Below are 16,161 nucleotides of genomic sequence, written 5' to 3'. Positions count from 1 at the left end.
CATCAATAAGAGCATAGCCATGGATCCTTTAAGTCAGGGTGTACTCGGTGCCACCATACCGCAGGCCCTAAGCCAGAAAAAACACATTCTCGCAGCCACCGTGTTTGGCGCTCTGTCAGGCATGGCACCGGACCTCGATACATTAATTCGGTCCAGTACTGACCCATTGATGTCACTGGAATTTCATCGCCAATTTACCCACTCTTTATTCTTTATCCCCATTGGCGGCCTTATCTGCGCCATGGTGTTTTATGTTATCTGGGCCAAGCGTTGGCAAATCAGCTTTAAACTCACCTATCTATTTTGTACATTGGGTTACGCCACACATGGCTTGTTAGATGCCTGTACCAGTTATGGCACACAGTTATTATGGCCATTCAGCAATGAACGCTTTGCCTGGAATACCATTTCAATTATTGACCCCTTATTTACAGTACCGCTAGTGATATTGGCCGTATTCACTGTCAGAAAAAAAGCCCCGGCATTGGCACGTATTGCCCTCTGCTGGATTATCGCTTACCAAAGCCTGGGCATATTCCAGAACTACCGCGTAACCCAAATCGGAGAGCAGCTGGCCCAGCAACGAGGCCATAGCCCTATCCGCATGGAAGCCAAACCCACCTTCGGCAATATATTATTATGGAAGGTAATATACGAAATTGATGAAGGCTACTTTACCGATGGTGTCAGAGCCTCCGCCACACCCACCATCTACCCAGGCCAATTTATTCCAAAGCTCGATATAGACCGCGACCTACCCTGGTTAGACAAAAACTCCCAACAAGCCAAAGACCTCGCCCGCTTCGAATGGTTTTCTAAAGGCTTTTTAGCGGTTGACCCGAACAACCCAGTTCGGGTTATCGATATGAGATACTCCCTCGTGCCCAATGAAGCCACCGGTATGTGGAGTATTTGGCTGGATAAAAAGGCAAGTCCAACAGACCACATTGTCATGAGGCCAGATAGAGATACTTCAGGACCTCGGATGGAGACCTTTAAAAAGATGATGTGGAATGAGCTAGATCTGATTACCCCCCTGTCCACACCATAATGCCGACCTCCCTAACGTTAGTTAAGCGATCATAGTCATTCATACTCAGCAATGGGGTATTGGCTGTTAATAATGGCTGCCACTGACTGAAGCTGCTCTTTATGTTGCTCCCATTTGGCAATCGCATTGGTATGCACTGGTGCTTTTACCTGAATACTGCTTGCGGTAATAACATTAGATACGGACAAGTGGTGCTGAAGGCAGGCGTCATCCCAGGGCAACTGACAGTATTCCAGAAGTTTCGCTATTTCTTGTTCTTGCTGACTTACCAGGTTTTCGTACTTCACCGTATGTATTTTTCCGGGAAAAGCATCTTCCCAATAATCCATTTGCCGTTGAAAATCCACATAATATTTACCCAGCGAATCTAAATTAAACAAGTGGTCATAACCGCTAGCAAAAAACTGGTGGTAACAAGAAAGAAGTGTATCCAGCGGGTGCCGTTTTAATCGAATGATTTTGGCCGATGGAAATGCCTTTAGTATAAGGCCAACATACAGGTAATTTTCTATACTCTTATCGATAATGACATGTTCATTTCCTTCTTTGATTAGAGGAAAATTCAAAAGGTACTGCCGAAATGACTGGATAAGATCAGGCATTTTCTCCGAACACCAGTCACTTAGTTTCATACCAAGGTTAAACTGTATAGCCGTCTGGGAAGCAGCATAATTCACACTCATAGACTCACCCACACCGTGGGTAGCAGGGTGAGCTGCAAGAATTTGCTCAAGTAAGGTTGTGCCGGACCTTGGAGGTGCAATGATAAAAATAAAAGAACCGTCTTGACCCCGCTCAACGGCAGCAGGCTCTGGAAAGTCCTGATTAAATAATGAGTGATTATTTTGATAAGATTTTGGCCCGCAATAGTCAGTAGCTACAAGACTATTAGCCTTATGCAGATTATTCCAATACAAGCCCTGATCACGCCCCTCATAATACCAGGCCAATACAAAATACCCAGTAGCTTGTTCATGAAGGCTTAGCTTGTCATTATTTGACAACTGTTTAAGCAATGTCTCTATTAGCGACTGCGGACAATTTTTATTATCATGCCTGACGATCCCCATGTATGAATGCATATCCGCTTTATTCAATGCAAGGGCCTTCTTAAAGAATGTAACCGCCTCTTCCTTATGCCCATCAGCAGCATATAAGAAGGCCCGTATACGATATAAGGGGGCTTTATCATCAACCTTATCAATGGATTTCTCCAAAACTGGCAAAATCTTATGCGCTTTGTGAATAGATCGGTAAAAAGAATAAGCAGCCTCAATAACAGCCGTTGACCGGGGAAAAGATAGCAAGGCTTTTTCAACCAGCTCTGCTGCCTCATTTATATACTGATACTCAGAATATAAATTTAGCAATGCCAGATACGGCTTAGAGTCCCTGGGCTGTTGATCAATCAATTGCAATAATAGATGTTCAGCAAGCTGGACCCTATTCTCCTGCCTTGCTTTAGAAACCAGTTGACGCACTTCAATTGAAGGCACCTCTTCTATTACACCGCCAGGTATTTTACTCACCTTGAGAATTTTGTTGAGTCTCTTTTTTTGGAGGTTCTTTTTATTCTTTTTAATCGCCATGAAATTGATAACCTGAGTACTTTTATCCATTCTGTCAGTAGCAGCATAATATACTTACCCTGAAACCCCCTAATAAACACATAGTATATTTCACTATTCAAACGCTCAGGCTAGAGGTATTGCGTGGATGCGGGCAGGTTTTACTCGGTAAATAGAGATAAAGCGTCGTGGTCTAATTGCCGCTCTAGCTGTATGCAGCCACGGCATTAACCGATTAAAGGAGGATACGGTTCCTATGCTGGAAAGAATGATTGACTACCTAAAGCCTACCGGCTACCCCTTTCTGGATTTGTGCATATAGCTCCCCCTCGCATATCATTTGTGAGAGGGCGGGAACCCAGACTCTCACTAGATTCCTGCCTTCGCCGGAATGACTCGCACCACGCCTTTTTGGAACTGCATGTCGAGCACATCAGCTTCAGAGGCAAAAGGTGACAACCTGGACGGCGTCAGAGTCAATCTAGAGCGGCCCTTTTTCAATGCTTGCAACGTTACAACCGCAATTACTGCACTGCCTGCGGGCGTATAGCTGCTGAAAGCAATATCAGTTACCCTCCCCTTCTGATTATCAATCACACCATTGCTACTACTAAAACCCCATACATCTCGATTGACCTCAACACTGTGAACGGTGACAACATTGGGGTTAAATCGAATGCCAAATGCACCACCATCCATGGCGGCAACCTCGCTGCTTAACACCTCTATTGTAAATAGTTCCCCTACCTGCTGTTTTATCTTCCCAGGGCTTATCGAAATAACCCCCTCTGCAATACTGTTAGTTGTATAAGCAAGTAATACCGTAACAAATAAATACTTAAATGCCGGTGATATTTTTTTCATAGTCATCTCATATATCTCGTTTATGTTTTTTTATCTTTGTTGTTATCGTTAGTCAAAAAAACCAGAGGGCCCTGGCACCTTAAAAAACAGCTCTTTAAACAAACCAAGATCCAATACATTGACGATACCATCGCCATTAATATCCGCGTGCGGGTCAGCGCTAAAAAAAACATGCTTAAACAAACCCAAATCCAAAACGTTTACCATGCCATCATTATTCAGGTCGCCATCACAGCGATTACCATAGCCATCTCCGTCACTATCCCGCTGAATGTTGCCACCCGCATCAGGAACCAAACTACCATTAGCGTGAATCTGGCAGTTATCCAACGGGTTGGCAATGCCATCACCATCCTCATCAATAAAATTGCTAACAGTGCCGACACAGGAGTTAGATAAACCCATTTCATCTGTCGCCGTTAAGGTAACGTCTGTAATACCGGGAAAATAAGGCCCAGCTGGCGACTGTGAAATACTGATAGCATCACTATCAGGGTCGAAGGTACCGCCATCAATCGACGCCATCAACGGGCTACCAAAACCATCTGTGAGGACCTCAACATCGGCACACAGCGCTTCCGGAGGCGCCACGACCACTAACTCGGAAATCATTCCTAACTCCGCATGAGTGGTAATATGACAATGGAATAACCAGCGACCTAAGCCACCGTAAGGTTTCAATACATTGTCAACAATCTGTAATTTATCCTCCAAACGAACACGCAGCACCACGGAATGGTTAGAGGGAATATTTACTGTATCGATAAATTCCACCGGAAAATCCCGGCCATCACTACGACTCATTAACTGAAATGAATTACCGTGCATATGAAACGGGTGATCTACCGGCGTGCTGTTAGTGACTTGCAGCTCCAACACATCTCCTAATACAGCATAGCGAGTAGTGGCAATATTCGGCACATGTTGATAACCCGACATGTTCATAAACCGTCCTCGCACCCCATCAATCCCCGGCTCAATGCCACCACTGGCAGTCAAGGCAATGGTTGAATTAGCTGAACCATCCCGGCCAAAAAGTGCAGGGTCTAGTAGCGAACCTAAAGCTGTAGCAGGAATTTTACTCAAGTCCTCTAAAGGTTTATTCACTGAGCTATGGGCCAGTAGCGGGTCGCCCGCATGTATCTTCGAGTCCGGTGTTATCGCTGCGCCCACATTAATCTGTAACACTGGCGCGGACGTTAAATTACCATTGAGGGAAAAACCACGATTAACATTAGCAGGGCTGGGTAAGTCACTAAGTATGGTTATTACACTGCCTACATCAGACGTCTGCGGTATAAAGATAAAATCAGCACGCTCAGACGGTGCTAGTAATATATCGCCAGAGAGTTTACCGTTGTCAGGCGCTGGAAGTGCAACAGGGTCTAATACTGCATTATTCAACAGCCCCCCCTCACCGCCAATGCGAATTAACGGACCACTGACGGGCTGGACTAATCTGAAATAACGATTAAGCGAAGAATTGATCACTCGAAAGCGCACCGGCTGATTTGCGGGCACATCAAGCACATCTCCAGCCTCAACAGCCCGACCGTTAGACAATACCGTCTTACCCTCAAACACGACACAGTTCGGGAAGGTGCTGACACAGTCAAATTCAGGCTGAATGTTCGGCACATGGCCCGCCGACTGCCCAACACAACCCACCTTGATACTATTCAAGTCGCTGTCGGTTACATCCTCGCAAAGTGTTATATCGGAAAGCACCAGCGTGTGGGTATAGGCATCACCAGGTAATATGCCCTGCTCTCTTAATATATCTTCGTTAGGGTCAGAAACGGTTAGTGGACCGTACAGTCCCTTGAAAGTTTTATTACTGGTTCGTATGTGAGGGTGATACCAAAAAGAACCCGGGCGAGGAACAATGTAGTCATAAGTAAAACGACTACCCGGTGGAACCGGGTCCTGCGTGATTTGGGTACCATCCATATTATTGCTAAGCTCAACACCGTGGGAATGAATCGACATCCCCTCCCCTACCGGTAAATTATTGATCATATGAATAATGACCCGGTCCCCGGTTTTAACCTTTATTTCCGGCCCGGGAAACATACCGTTAAAAGTATATAAAGTAGCGGGCGTTGTCCCCGTACCTTTGACAGGCATCACCGTCTGCTCAACCACCAGTGTGGTCTCAAAAATATCAGGGTCAGGATTAACATCAACCGCTTGCGAAACACTGCCCGTCCACGCTAACGCCGTTGAGGAAACCGCAAACATCGACAACCCGGCAACCAGCCGCCGGCGTCTTGCTGCTGTGAGTGCACTCATTGCACTCAGCGCTGATAACAATAAAAAACCTGCTGAAGGAACGGGTACTTCGGTTACCGATAGCACTACCGTGTTCGCGAAATTTACATCGCTATAAAGAGAACCACCAGAGGCAAAAGGGTTTAACAGGTCGTCTGATAGAACGAGCAGCGAATCACCGCCCCCAACCGCCGCCAGCTCGATGGTAGCGAATAGTAAATCACCGGTACGGTTTTGAAACGAGTTAAAACTCATCCCGCTTACTCTACCGACGTCATTATCAATAGAGCCTGTGGTCGAGAAAAATTCCCAGTCAATGGTATTGATCGCAACGCTCTGAACATGAATAAGCGTGGGATCATAGCTGAGGGTCACGCCTCCACCATCAAGCGTAGCAGAATCAAAGCCCTGCCCTATTAGCTGCAGAGTAAACGTATCACCATTTAACACCGAGATATGACTTTCTGAAAGCCTAACAACAGCTGCATGAACATTTGCGCTCATCCCAAAAAGCACACCACAAACAACCAGGGAAATCAGTCGAGGAAAAAACATAACAACACCTACATCTTTTTTTATAGTATGTATATGTTATGGCGTTATTCGTCGAACAGCTTTTCCAATCTTGCGAAAATTGAAGCGAGCTGCTCACTCGATGAGTTTAATATAAACCTCAATCTCAGCGTAACCGTCAACACGCGCGTCATTCAAATAACGCTCCATCAATGGGTAATCATCAGGTTCATAACCACTATCAGGTAACCAATGCAGATAAATTGCCATATAAAAATCGAACAAACCTGAGAGCTCACCGACATACTTCGCCACAGCATAGCGGCCAGCGGGAATGGAGGTGCACTTGAATTCATCCGAGACACCTCTGGGCTGCTCTAATACCAGTAATGCCTCATAGCGGCATTTCTCTAAGGGTGTAATTAATGGATTATCCTTACAAATGGAAAAGTGACGCTGTTGGCTCACAGGCACACCTAAGGACCCTGCCAACGCTTTCAACTTATCCCACGCCCGCCCTACTTCATCAACGTTATAACCCACAAATTCAGAGGGGGTATAGGCGCTCATCGATGCTAGCTGCTCAATGCGTATCTCAGGGGATGCGGCAAGCCGTTCATTAGCTGAGCTATTAGGTTCCCTGATTTGATTGAGCTGTTTAAGGTTAAAGTCTTTACCGTACTTCTCTCTGATACGACCGGCAGTAACACGTTGTGCCGGAGAGGCGCGCCGAATTTGCGTAGGGGTCAAACCAAAATGTAGTTTGAATGCTTTAGAAAAGTTCGCCGAGGAAGAAAAGCCCGCCTCCAGCGCAATCTCTGTCACCGTCGCCAGAGGGCGAATAATCAGCCAGTTAGCGGAACGCTCAAGCCGAATTCTAGTGACGAAATCATTGAGCGTTTCACCCATATACGCGGAAAAGATACGATGAAAATGAAAACTCGAGAAATGACTTTTCTCAGCAGCTTCCGCAAGGGATATGGGCCTATGCAAATTATCGAAGATAAACTCTAATGAGCGATTGATACGCACGCGGTACTGCATGCCTGCTGAATTATTAGACAAAACCGACTCTCAGTTGACAAACTAAAATATTAAACACCATCATACCCCTCCATCTTGCAATGGATCTTTTCCAATCTTGCTAAGTAGCAAAGCCCTCAAAACGGCATGACACCAACATTGTGTAACGATCCCCATGGTAGTGCTCTCTTAGTATACAAGATTGCCAGACATCGTCTTTTTTTATCATTATCATAAAACCCTGTAACATAGCCTTCATATCGCTCTAATCTCGACTATCTACAGGGATGACCCTATTCCTGCTAAAATAAGCAAATCTTGTTGCAACTCAATTTTGCCCAAACTTTATATGAAAGTAGTAAACCGCCGTTTTTCAATTGCCCCCATGATGGACTGGAGTGACCGCCATTGCAGAATGTTCTGGCGCCAGCTTACCGGCAGCGCCCTGCTCTATACCGAGATGGTCACTACCGGTGCCATTATCCACGCTGGGCCTGAGCGTTTTCTACAATACCATAACGATGAGCACCCTATTGCCTTGCAATTAGGTGGCAGCAACCCTGCTGATTTAGCCCAGTGTGCCAAGCTGGCGGAACAATGGGCCTATGATGAGGTAAACCTTAATTGCGGCTGCCCTTCTGACCGGGTGCAAAATGGGATGTTTGGAGCCTGCTTAATGGGGCAGCCTCAGCTGGTGGCTGATTGTATTAAGGCTATGCAAGATAGCTGCTCTATTCCGGTGACCGTCAAGCACCGTATTGGTATTGATGATATGGAAAGCTATGAGGAGATGGTGGATTTTGTTCGGCCCATTATGGAGACCGGCTGCTCTACGTTTATAGTGCATGCCCGTAAAGCCTGGCTTCAGGGCTTAAGCCCAAAGCAAAACCGTGAGATTCCACCGCTGAATTACGAGACGGTTTATCAGCTGAAAAAGGACTTCCCCGAGTTAGAAGTCATTATCAATGGGGGTATTACCGACCTTGACCAAAGTATAGAGCACCTTAACCATGTTGATGGTGTCATGCTGGGCCGCGCGGCCTATCATGACCCCTACCTTTTAGCTGAAGTAGACCAGCGGATTGCTGGCCAGCAAACTATTACCAAAAGTCGTGACCAAGTGTTGCTGGACTTTATACCCTATGTCGAGGAACAATTAGAACAAGGTGTTCCCCTCAACCATATTTCCCGCCATGTGCTGGGTTTATTTCAAGGGGTGGCCGGAGCCAAGCTGTTCCGCCGGCATATTAGCCAGCAAGCCCATATAAAGGGCGCTGGCATTGAAGTGATTCATCAAGCCAGAGAACTAATGTTAGATGCGCAGCGGCGCAATGAAGAGCACGCCAGAGAGCGGGCTTTGAATCAGGTGTAGGCCGCGTATATAGTGAGTGTTGATTGGTGGGTTGTCATCCACCCTACGGAGTAAATTTAAATGAGTAGTAAGCTGGATCAGTTAAAAGGTATGACCGATGTTGTGGCCGATACAGGTGATATTGAAGCCATTGAGCGCTTTACGCCTATGGACGCCACAACTAACCCATCGCTGTTATTAAAAGCAGCACAGCTTCCCCAGTATGCCCATTTAGTGGCTGAGTCCAAAGCCTGGGCACAGCAGCAAGGCGGTGATAAAGCACAACAAGTGGCTAATTGCAGTGACAAATTGGCGGTGGCCATTGGCTGTGAAATTTTGAAGATTATTCCCGGCAAGATTTCTACCGAGGTAGATTCTCGCCTTTCGTTTGATACTGAAGCGACCATTGAAAAGGCACGTAAGTTAATTGGCCTTTATGCCGAAGCCGGCATTGAGGCCAACCGAGTATTAATTAAGATTGCCTCCACCTGGGAAGGTATTAAAGCAGCTGAGGTGTTAGAGAAAGAAGGAATTAACTGTAACCTGACGCTGCTGTTCGGTTTTGCTCAAGCCGCAGCCTGTGCTGAGGCAGGTGTGTTTTTAATCTCGCCGTTTGTCGGCCGTATTCTGGATTGGTATAAGGCCAATAGTGATCAGTCTGATTATACTGCGGCAGAAGATCCGGGGGTTTTATCTGTCAGCCGTATTTATAATTTTTATAAGCAGCATGGCTATCAAACCGTGGTTATGGGCGCCAGCTTTAGAAATATAGGGGAAATTGAACAACTGGCCGGTTGCGACCGACTAACCATTAGCCCCGGATTATTGGAAGAGCTGGCTAATGATAATGGCACTCTTGAGCGCAAGCTTAGTACCGACAATACCGGTGAAGCCATTGCCAAACCTGACAACTCTGAGCAGGCATTCCGCTGGGCCATGAATGAAGATGCCATGGCAACAGAGAAACTGGCTGAAGGTATTCGCAATTTCACCATTGACCAAATTAAGCTTGAGCAGTTACTCAGCGCTTAAACAAACCAAACTCACCCCCGTACAATACCGTAGGGCGGAATATATTCCACCACCCTACCTTGCAATTTGAGCCGGGAATATTTTTAAAGAAAGGTGGATTATAATCCACCCTACAATTAGGAAGCACAATACCGTAGGGTGGAATATATTCCACCACCCTACCTTGCAATATGAGCCGGGAATGTTGTTATCGAAAGGTGGATTATAATCCACCCTACGATTAGGAAGCACAATACCGTAGGGTGGAATATATTCCACCACCCTACCTTGCAATATGAGCCGGGAATGTTGTTATCGAAAGGTGGATTATAATCCACCCTACGATTAGGAAGCACAATTCCGTAGGGTGGAATATATTCCACCACCCTACCTTGCAATATGAACCGGGAATGTTGTTATCGAAAGGTGGATTATAATCCACCCTACGATTAGGAAGCACAATTCCGTAGGGTGGAATATATTCCACCACCCTACCTTGCAATATGAACCGGGAATGTTGTTATCGAAAGGTGGATTATAATCCACCCTACGATTAGGAAGCACAATTCCGTAGGGTGGAATATATTCCACCACCCTACCTTGCAATATGAACCGGGAATGTTGTTATCGAAAGGTGGATTATAATCCACCCTACGATTAGGAAGCACAATTCCGTAGGGTGGAATATATTCCACCGCCCTACCTTGCAATATGAGCCGGGAATGTTTTTATAGAAAGGTGGATTATAATCCACCCTACGATTAGGAAGCACAATTCCGTAGGGTGGAATATATTCCACCGCCCTACCTTGCAATATGAGCCGGGAATGTTGTTATCGAAAGGTGGATTATAATCCACCCTACGATTAGGAAGCACAATACCGTAGGGTGGAATATATTCCACCACCCTACCTTGCAATATGAACCGGGAATGTTGTTATCGAAAGGTGGATTATAATCCACCCTACGATTAGGAAGCACAATTCCGTAGGGTGGAATATATTCCACCGCCCTACCTTGCAATATGAACCGGGAATGTTTTTATAGAAAGGTGGATTATAATCCAACCTACGATTAGGAGTTAGTATTCGTGTTAGCGTCTATTAAAGCGTTTTTCTCGGCGGAGTTATCGTTAAAAAGTAGTGACGATCAGCAGTGTAAGATTCAGCTGGCTGCGGCGGCCCTGTTAATTGAATTAAGCCGCGCTGACTATCAGCGAGAACCCGAAGAACAGGCAGCGATTGAAGCTGCACTGAAGAAGACTTTTGATTTAAGTGATGGCCAACTGGCCGAGCTGGTTGATCTTGCTGAACAGGAAAATCAGGATGCAACGTCTTTGTATCAATTTACCAATTTGATTAAAGATGATTATTCTAATGAGCAGCGCTTTGAGCTGGTGAAGATGTTATGGCAGGTGGCGATTGCAGATGGTGAGATCAGTAAGTATGAAGATCACTTGATTCGCAAAATAGCAGACTTGATTTACCTGCCCCACAGCCAGTTTATTAAGGCCAAGCTGGACGTATTAGGTTAGCAGGTTTTAGGAAGCGGCCTCTAAAGTATCAACCAATGCCGAGAAAGTCTCCCGGTTAGTCTCGTTCATATCCATCAAAACACGGTGGGCTTCAATCACCTTGCTGCGGCAGCAAGCTTCGTCCGCCGATTTCATGGGCAACTCGCCCAGGTTGTCGCACTTCTGGTCATTCAGGTCCTGGTGGATATCAAATACCTGATTAAAACCCATACTGTCTAACAGGCGAGTAATATTAGGATTGGGGGACAGGATCATCGGGACCAATTGGTAAAGCTGTTTGGCCTGTATGGCTAACTTGGCCAACAGCCCAAGTGAGGTACTATCAATACCCTGTGCTTCTGACAGGTCTATAACAACACCATCAATGCTGGAGCTGGAAAACATTTCATTAAAGTAATCATCAATGGTAGTAGACAGGGTCAAACGCACATCGCCAACCAGCTTGATGACGAATGTTGCCTGATGTTGTGCTACCAGTATTTTGCCCGTTTGCATGACGCTACTACCACCAACTTACCACGTTACTACTTTTAGACCATTACCGGGATATCAATAACAAGGCGATATCATCCGGTGCTTCAACCAATTGACTTAAACTCAGGGCATCGACAACACCGTCAATGCTATTGGGGGCAGCTTGCAGTTTATCTAACAAAAACTGCTCCTGAGCAATAACACCCTCTGCCTCAACAACCTCTAATATACCATCAGAGAAAAAGGTCAAAACAAAATTCTCTGGTAATAATAGCGTGTTTTCGGAATATTGCGCATGCTCAAACAAACCAACGGGCATACCTTCGCAGGGTAAATAATTGGCTTTTCCCGCTGTGGCCATAATCGGTAATGGCAGGTGCCCCGCCACGCTGTAGAGCAAGTTATTGTCTTTAAGATTAATCACACCCACACAGAGTGTGGCATGTTTGCCGATACTGGTATTTAGCAAGTTTCGGTTGGCAACATCCAACATGCTCTTGGGCGATAAAATCGTATTGTCATCGCGGCGTAAATAGTCGCTGCGCTTGCGGGCAAACATATTCTTTAGCAATACGGTCAAAAAGGCCGATGACGCGCCATGGCCAGAGACATCAGCAATAAAGAAAACCACATAGTCATCACCCACGGTAAAGTAGTCAATAAAGTCGCCGCTAAGATAAACCGAGGGCACAATACGCCGTCTAAAGGTGATATCACCAAACTGCTGATTATTAGCCGGTAGCATTTTGCGCTGCACTTGCTTACCGGCCAACTGGTCTTGCTTCAGTAACTGCAAGCTGGCTTGCAGCTCCTGATTGGTGTGTTCCAGTTGCTCACGGTAGTCCTGATTTTGCTGCCTTAACTGGCCCTGCTCAAGGGCGCGCTTAACCGCATGGGCCAATACTTCCATATCCGCCAGCGGGCGTACCAGAAAGTCACTGGCTCCATGGCGCAAAGCCGCCACCACATCGGCCATAACCCCACCGCTGGACATAACAATCACCGGGCAACGGGTAAAATTGGACTCGATAGCCTGTAATAATTTTTGCTCACTGAGTGTGGGCACATTTAAGTCACACAAGACTAGCTGGGGCTGCTGCTCTTGCAGCAAAGAGAGGGCTTGATTAAGCGTACCGGCGCCATAAACGCGATAGCCCTGCTGCTGCAAATAAGCAACAAAGCGCTCACGCTCATTGTCATCATTATCTATCAGTAAAATAGCTGGGTTGGCAGTGGTCATTGCTCTATCGCGGGTACGAATACTTGGCGCAGAACACTACTCCTATGCCGGAGGCTCTGCAAGGGAAAAGCAGCAGGAATGCTAAGAATTGACCAAAAATAAAAGTCGTCGCTCTACACGGTGGATTGACGTGGCTTGGCTGTCGTACTATAAATGCATCAGAATAAAGAAATAGGGGAATATGTATGTCTACCAGTGATAGGTCCTATAACGAAAAGCGCGATTTTATCCGCATGAAGATCAACTCACAGCTGACCATTCGTCAGGATGGCCAGGATTATACCGGTACCTGTAAAGACCTGAGTGGCGCGGGTATGTCCATAGAATCAGATCAATCCTTTGCTGTGGGCTCTGAGTTGGAAGTATCGATTGCCCAACAGGGCGAAACCCACCTGCCTTTTAATGCCACCGCCGAAGTCTCCAGAGTGGAAGCTGGCGAGAATGGCTTATTTAGCATTGGTTTATCGATTAAAGAAATCAGGGATTAATTAAGCACCGCATGCAGGGAGCAAGTTTATTGGTTATTGATAGCCAGAACGATTAATCAGTAGTACAGAGGGTGCTAGTGTGCCCTACTCGTCCCAACTCTCTTCATCCCAGTCATCGTCCCAATCCTCCTCACCGAAGCTATCGACCACAACACCGTCATTGACCAGGTATTCACGGCGCTGCAAATAGGCATCGCGGATAAAGGCGTAACGGTCACCCGTTATTAGCTCTTCTGCAGCAAATAAACCGGCGCGTTTATCGATATTTCTCATCAGCCATAACTGATTGCGCGTGGGAATATGGTCAATATTAGTAACGTAGTCGCTGTAGGTATCAATATAAGCACCCAGCCCATCACGCACGGTATAGGAACCAAAGATTGGCACCACAATATAAGGTCCAGGCCCAACGCCCCAATAGCCCAGGGTTTGGCCAAAATCTTCTTCGTGTTTTTCCAGGCCTATCGGCGTGGCTACATCAAACAGGCCCAGCAAACCTACGGTAGAATTTAACAAAAATCGCCCAGTATCAGAGGCAGCCTGGCCAAATTTAAGCTGTAGCAGGTCATTGAGAATAGTGGTGACTTCAAGCAGGTTGGAGAACATATTACCAATGCCCGCTTCTACAGGGTCTGGCGTTATCCATTGGTAGCCTTTTGCGACAGGTGTCAGGGCATAACGATCAGCAAAATCATTAAAGGCAAAAATCTTGCGGTTAAGGGGTTCCCAAGGGTCAGGGGTAGAGAGTTCCTGTTCAACCAACTCAACAATATAGGCATTCCACACATCCCAAAAGCGGCGGTCATCTTCTTCAGTAGCTGTCTGGGCATGGCTAATAGCTGGTAAACACAGCAGAATAAACGCTATCGCAATGGTCAAGCACTGCGCCTTCGCCTTTTGTAACACCCCTGAGCCAATCATTATTGTTTGAGATCCAGTATTTGTATTCTATAGACCCCGTTAAGGGCCCCGTCCCTACTCCTGAGGCCAACAATAATCTAAACAAAACCGAGTTGCCAGTGCTCTGTGGGCTATAAGCTAAAAAACCTATCGCACAGGATAAGGAATGATTAAAACGGGCAAAAAATGACTATTTTGTGCCCAGAATGATATCCAGAGACTGCAATTGCTGAAGAATCGCCAAGCCTCCCGCCACGACCTGCTGAGGGTCTGGGTGCTGCATTTCCTGCGCCACTTGCTGCAATACTTGCTCGCCTGAATGCGCGCCCTCTTCTTGCAGTAATTCCAATAATCGGGCAGTAACTGAGTTAGCCTCCATAAAACCTACCTGATCCTGTCGATTACGGTAAACAATCAGAAAAGTGGGCTGTTCTGCGGCTTCGGTAGGCTGATATTCCACACCGATTTTGTGCACCGGAAACTGGTAAGCCAGAGACCAGGCCAGCGGTGAAACCTGCGGTAAGCCCGCTAGCAGATCCCCTTCTGTATCACCATCGAAGCTGGCTACATCTTCATCAGCCACATCCAGCGCCAGTTCTACCCACTCGTAGTGAGCCAACTCCTGCATAAAGAGAGGGTCAGTGGCCTGAGCTTGTCGCTGGTTTTGTAAATACAGTAAAAACTCCTGACTGATTTCCAAAAAATACGGCGTATGGCACTGATGGTGGACCATAAAGTCCCTGACCATTTGATGCCATGGGTCATCGGCAATCAGGCTGCGCAATATGGGGAAACCATTGGCGATAAAGTTTTCTATATTTTTGTAAAACAGATCCTGATAGATTTTTAGACGACGTGGTTCAAGGCCCTCTGGGCCAGCCACTTTTTCGGGGTTGCGGATATGGGAGGCAAGCTGGCGCTGTACGGTATCCAGACTCATTGATTAACCGCCTTTGGCACTGTTTTTGATTCGGCCTGAATACTGCGAATCATCGCCACTTCCGCCATCAGTGCTTCCACTGCAGGGAAATTAAAGTCACGCTCTAATAGCGTCGGTAATGGGCCACAGTGTTGGTAAGCGGCTTTTAGAATATCCCAAACCGGGTCAATCACATCAGCCCCATGAGTATCTACCCGCAGGTCTTCAGCCTCATCATAATGACCTGCGATATGAATATAGCGCGCCTTTTGCAGTGGTAGGCTGGTTAAAAACTGATAGGGGTCATAGCTGTGGTTAATGCTATTTACATAGATATTATTCACATCTAACAAAAGGTCGCAATCTGCCTCTGCTAACACCGCATTAATAAAGTCACTCTCTGACATCTGCTGGTCAGGCGCACAATAATAAGAAGCATTTTCCAACGCGATGCGCCGGCCCAATACGTCCTGCACTCGCTTTACCCGCTCAGCGACATGCTTAACGGCTTCTTCGGTAAAGGGAATGGGCATTAAATCGTAGAGATGACCATCATCACCGCAGTAGGTGAGATGCTCGGTATAGATAGGACATTGATGCTCGTCCATAAACGCTTTGATCGATTGTAACAACTCTTCATCCAGCGGTGCTACACCACCAATATTGAGTGACAAACCGTGTAGATGAATTGGATAGCGCTCAGAGTATTGTCGAAACTGTTTCTTCAACCGGCCACCGAGGTTAATCCAGTTTTCCGGGGCGACTTCCATAAAGTCGAGGGCACCATCGGGCAAGTCTGCCAGAGGTTGCATCAGGGCACGGCGCAAACCAAGGCCTGCCGTGTTGAGTTTTAATGAATCATTCATAAGCTAACTATAAAGGCTGGGCTTCTAAAATGACAAGAGGCCAATACAGCGAGTGCATTGACCTCTTGCGGGAGTGTTAAGCGTAATGC

14 protein-coding genes are annotated in these 16,161 nt (G+C 46.5%); 5 read left to right on the top strand and 9 right to left on the bottom strand.

From position 1 onward, the window contains the following. Positions 1 to 19: 19 nt before the first annotated feature. Positions 20 to 1,051, top strand: a complete 1,032-nt coding sequence (locus BST96_RS14935; protein ID WP_085759475.1) for a metal-dependent hydrolase — start codon at positions 20 to 22, stop codon at positions 1,049 to 1,051. A gap of 35 nt (positions 1,052 to 1,086) precedes the next feature. Here BST96_RS14935 and BST96_RS14930 read toward each other — a convergent pair whose 3' ends face one another. From BST96_RS14930 to BST96_RS14915, 4 genes are all read right to left on the bottom strand, one after another. Next, positions 1,087 to 2,640, bottom strand: a complete 1,554-nt coding sequence (locus BST96_RS14930) for a tetratricopeptide repeat-containing sulfotransferase family protein (RefSeq protein WP_169714013.1) — start codon at positions 2,638 to 2,640, stop codon at positions 1,087 to 1,089. 348 nt (positions 2,641 to 2,988) lie between these two features. Further along, positions 2,989 to 3,483 (bottom strand): cohesin domain-containing protein, encoded by a 495-nt coding sequence (locus tag BST96_RS14925; protein ID WP_085759473.1) that lies wholly within the window; start codon positions 3,481 to 3,483, stop codon positions 2,989 to 2,991. A 48-nt stretch (positions 3,484 to 3,531) separates the two neighbouring features. Continuing rightward, positions 3,532 to 6,258, bottom strand: a complete 2,727-nt coding sequence (locus tag BST96_RS14920; RefSeq protein ID WP_169714012.1) for a multicopper oxidase domain-containing protein — start codon at positions 6,256 to 6,258, stop codon at positions 3,532 to 3,534. Between the two features lie 144 nt (positions 6,259 to 6,402). Next, positions 6,403 to 7,332 (bottom strand): AraC family transcriptional regulator, encoded by a 930-nt coding sequence (locus BST96_RS14915; RefSeq protein WP_157117972.1) that lies wholly within the window; start codon positions 7,330 to 7,332, stop codon positions 6,403 to 6,405. 307 nt (positions 7,333 to 7,639) lie between these two features. On the opposite strand from BST96_RS14915, the gene dusA reads away from it, so the two are divergent. The 3 genes from dusA to BST96_RS14900 all read left to right on the top strand — a co-directional run bounded on the left by dusA (position 7,640) and on the right by BST96_RS14900 (position 11,185). Next, positions 7,640 to 8,662, top strand: coding sequence for a tRNA dihydrouridine(20/20a) synthase DusA (gene dusA, locus BST96_RS14910; protein ID WP_085759470.1), 1,023 nt, complete (start codon positions 7,640 to 7,642; stop codon positions 8,660 to 8,662). A gap of 60 nt (positions 8,663 to 8,722) precedes the next feature. Next, positions 8,723 to 9,673 (top strand): transaldolase, encoded by a 951-nt coding sequence (gene tal, locus BST96_RS14905; RefSeq protein ID WP_085759469.1) that lies wholly within the window; start codon positions 8,723 to 8,725, stop codon positions 9,671 to 9,673. A gap of 1,068 nt (positions 9,674 to 10,741) precedes the next feature. Then, a complete protein-coding gene (locus BST96_RS14900) occupies positions 10,742 to 11,185 on the top strand; it encodes a tellurite resistance TerB family protein (protein WP_085759468.1) in 444 nt (147 codons plus the stop codon). Between the two features lie 6 nt (positions 11,186 to 11,191). On the opposite strand, the gene BST96_RS14895 is transcribed toward BST96_RS14900, so the two are convergent. Both BST96_RS14895 and BST96_RS14890 read right to left on the bottom strand, forming a co-directional pair. Continuing rightward, positions 11,192 to 11,680 carry an STAS domain-containing protein gene (locus BST96_RS14895; protein ID WP_085759467.1) on the bottom strand — a complete coding sequence of 163 codons (489 nt, stop codon included), beginning with the start codon at positions 11,678 to 11,680 and terminating at the stop codon, positions 11,192 to 11,194. 43 nt (positions 11,681 to 11,723) lie between these two features. Continuing rightward, complete coding sequence (locus BST96_RS14890) at positions 11,724 to 12,899, bottom strand: fused response regulator/phosphatase (protein ID WP_085759466.1); 1,176 nt, start codon at positions 12,897 to 12,899, stop codon at positions 11,724 to 11,726. A 185-nt stretch (positions 12,900 to 13,084) separates the two neighbouring features. Between BST96_RS14890 and BST96_RS14885 the strand changes: the two genes are divergently transcribed. Then, positions 13,085 to 13,387, top strand: a complete 303-nt coding sequence (locus BST96_RS14885; protein WP_085759465.1) for a PilZ domain-containing protein — start codon at positions 13,085 to 13,087, stop codon at positions 13,385 to 13,387. A gap of 84 nt (positions 13,388 to 13,471) precedes the next feature. Here BST96_RS14885 and BST96_RS14880 read toward each other — a convergent pair whose 3' ends face one another. The 3 genes from BST96_RS14880 to BST96_RS14870 form a co-directional block, all read right to left on the bottom strand. Next, complete coding sequence (locus tag BST96_RS14880) at positions 13,472 to 14,266, bottom strand: MlaA family lipoprotein (RefSeq protein WP_240554811.1); 795 nt, start codon at positions 14,264 to 14,266, stop codon at positions 13,472 to 13,474. Positions 14,267 to 14,477: 211 nt separating this feature from the next. Continuing rightward, positions 14,478 to 15,227 carry an HvfC family RiPP maturation protein gene (locus BST96_RS14875; protein WP_085759463.1) on the bottom strand — a complete coding sequence of 250 codons (750 nt, stop codon included), beginning with the start codon at positions 15,225 to 15,227 and terminating at the stop codon, positions 14,478 to 14,480. Next, a complete protein-coding gene (locus tag BST96_RS14870; protein ID WP_085759462.1) occupies positions 15,224 to 16,072 on the bottom strand; it encodes an HvfB family MNIO-type RiPP peptide maturase in 849 nt (282 codons plus the stop codon). The genes BST96_RS14875 and BST96_RS14870 overlap by 4 nt, the downstream gene beginning before the upstream one ends. Between the last annotated feature and the right edge of the window lie 89 nt (positions 16,073 to 16,161).

The organism is Oceanicoccus sagamiensis, assembly GCF_002117105.1.
GTDB classification, from domain to species: Bacteria; Pseudomonadota; Gammaproteobacteria; order Pseudomonadales; family Dasaniaceae; genus Oceanicoccus; species Oceanicoccus sagamiensis.
Note: the sequence above shows the minus strand (reverse complement) of the source record. Positions and strands in the feature narration are given on the sequence as shown.

Coding starts and splice junctions, on each gene's coding strand:
- BST96_RS14935 (WP_085759475.1), top strand. CDS start 20: ATGGATCCTTTAAGTCAGGGTGTACTCGGTGCCACCATACCGCAGGCC.
- BST96_RS14930 (WP_169714013.1), bottom strand. CDS start 2,640: ATGGCGATTAAAAAGAATAAAAAGAACCTCCAAAAAAAGAGACTCAAC.
- BST96_RS14925 (WP_085759473.1), bottom strand. CDS start 3,483: ATGAAAAAAATATCACCGGCATTTAAGTATTTATTTGTTACGGTATTA.
- BST96_RS14920 (WP_169714012.1), bottom strand. CDS start 6,258: ATGAGCGCAAATGTTCATGCAGCTGTTGTTAGGCTTTCAGAAAGTCAT.
- dusA (WP_085759470.1), top strand. CDS start 7,640: ATGAAAGTAGTAAACCGCCGTTTTTCAATTGCCCCCATGATGGACTGG.
- tal (WP_085759469.1), top strand. CDS start 8,723: ATGAGTAGTAAGCTGGATCAGTTAAAAGGTATGACCGATGTTGTGGCC.
- BST96_RS14895 (WP_085759467.1), bottom strand. CDS start 11,680: ATGCAAACGGGCAAAATACTGGTAGCACAACATCAGGCAACATTCGTC.
- BST96_RS14890 (WP_085759466.1), bottom strand. CDS start 12,899: ATGACCACTGCCAACCCAGCTATTTTACTGATAGATAATGATGACAAT.
- BST96_RS14885 (WP_085759465.1), top strand. CDS start 13,085: ATGTCTACCAGTGATAGGTCCTATAACGAAAAGCGCGATTTTATCCGC.
- BST96_RS14875 (WP_085759463.1), bottom strand. CDS start 15,227: ATGAGTCTGGATACCGTACAGCGCCAGCTTGCCTCCCATATCCGCAAC.
- BST96_RS14870 (WP_085759462.1), bottom strand. CDS start 16,072: ATGAATGATTCATTAAAACTCAACACGGCAGGCCTTGGTTTGCGCCGT.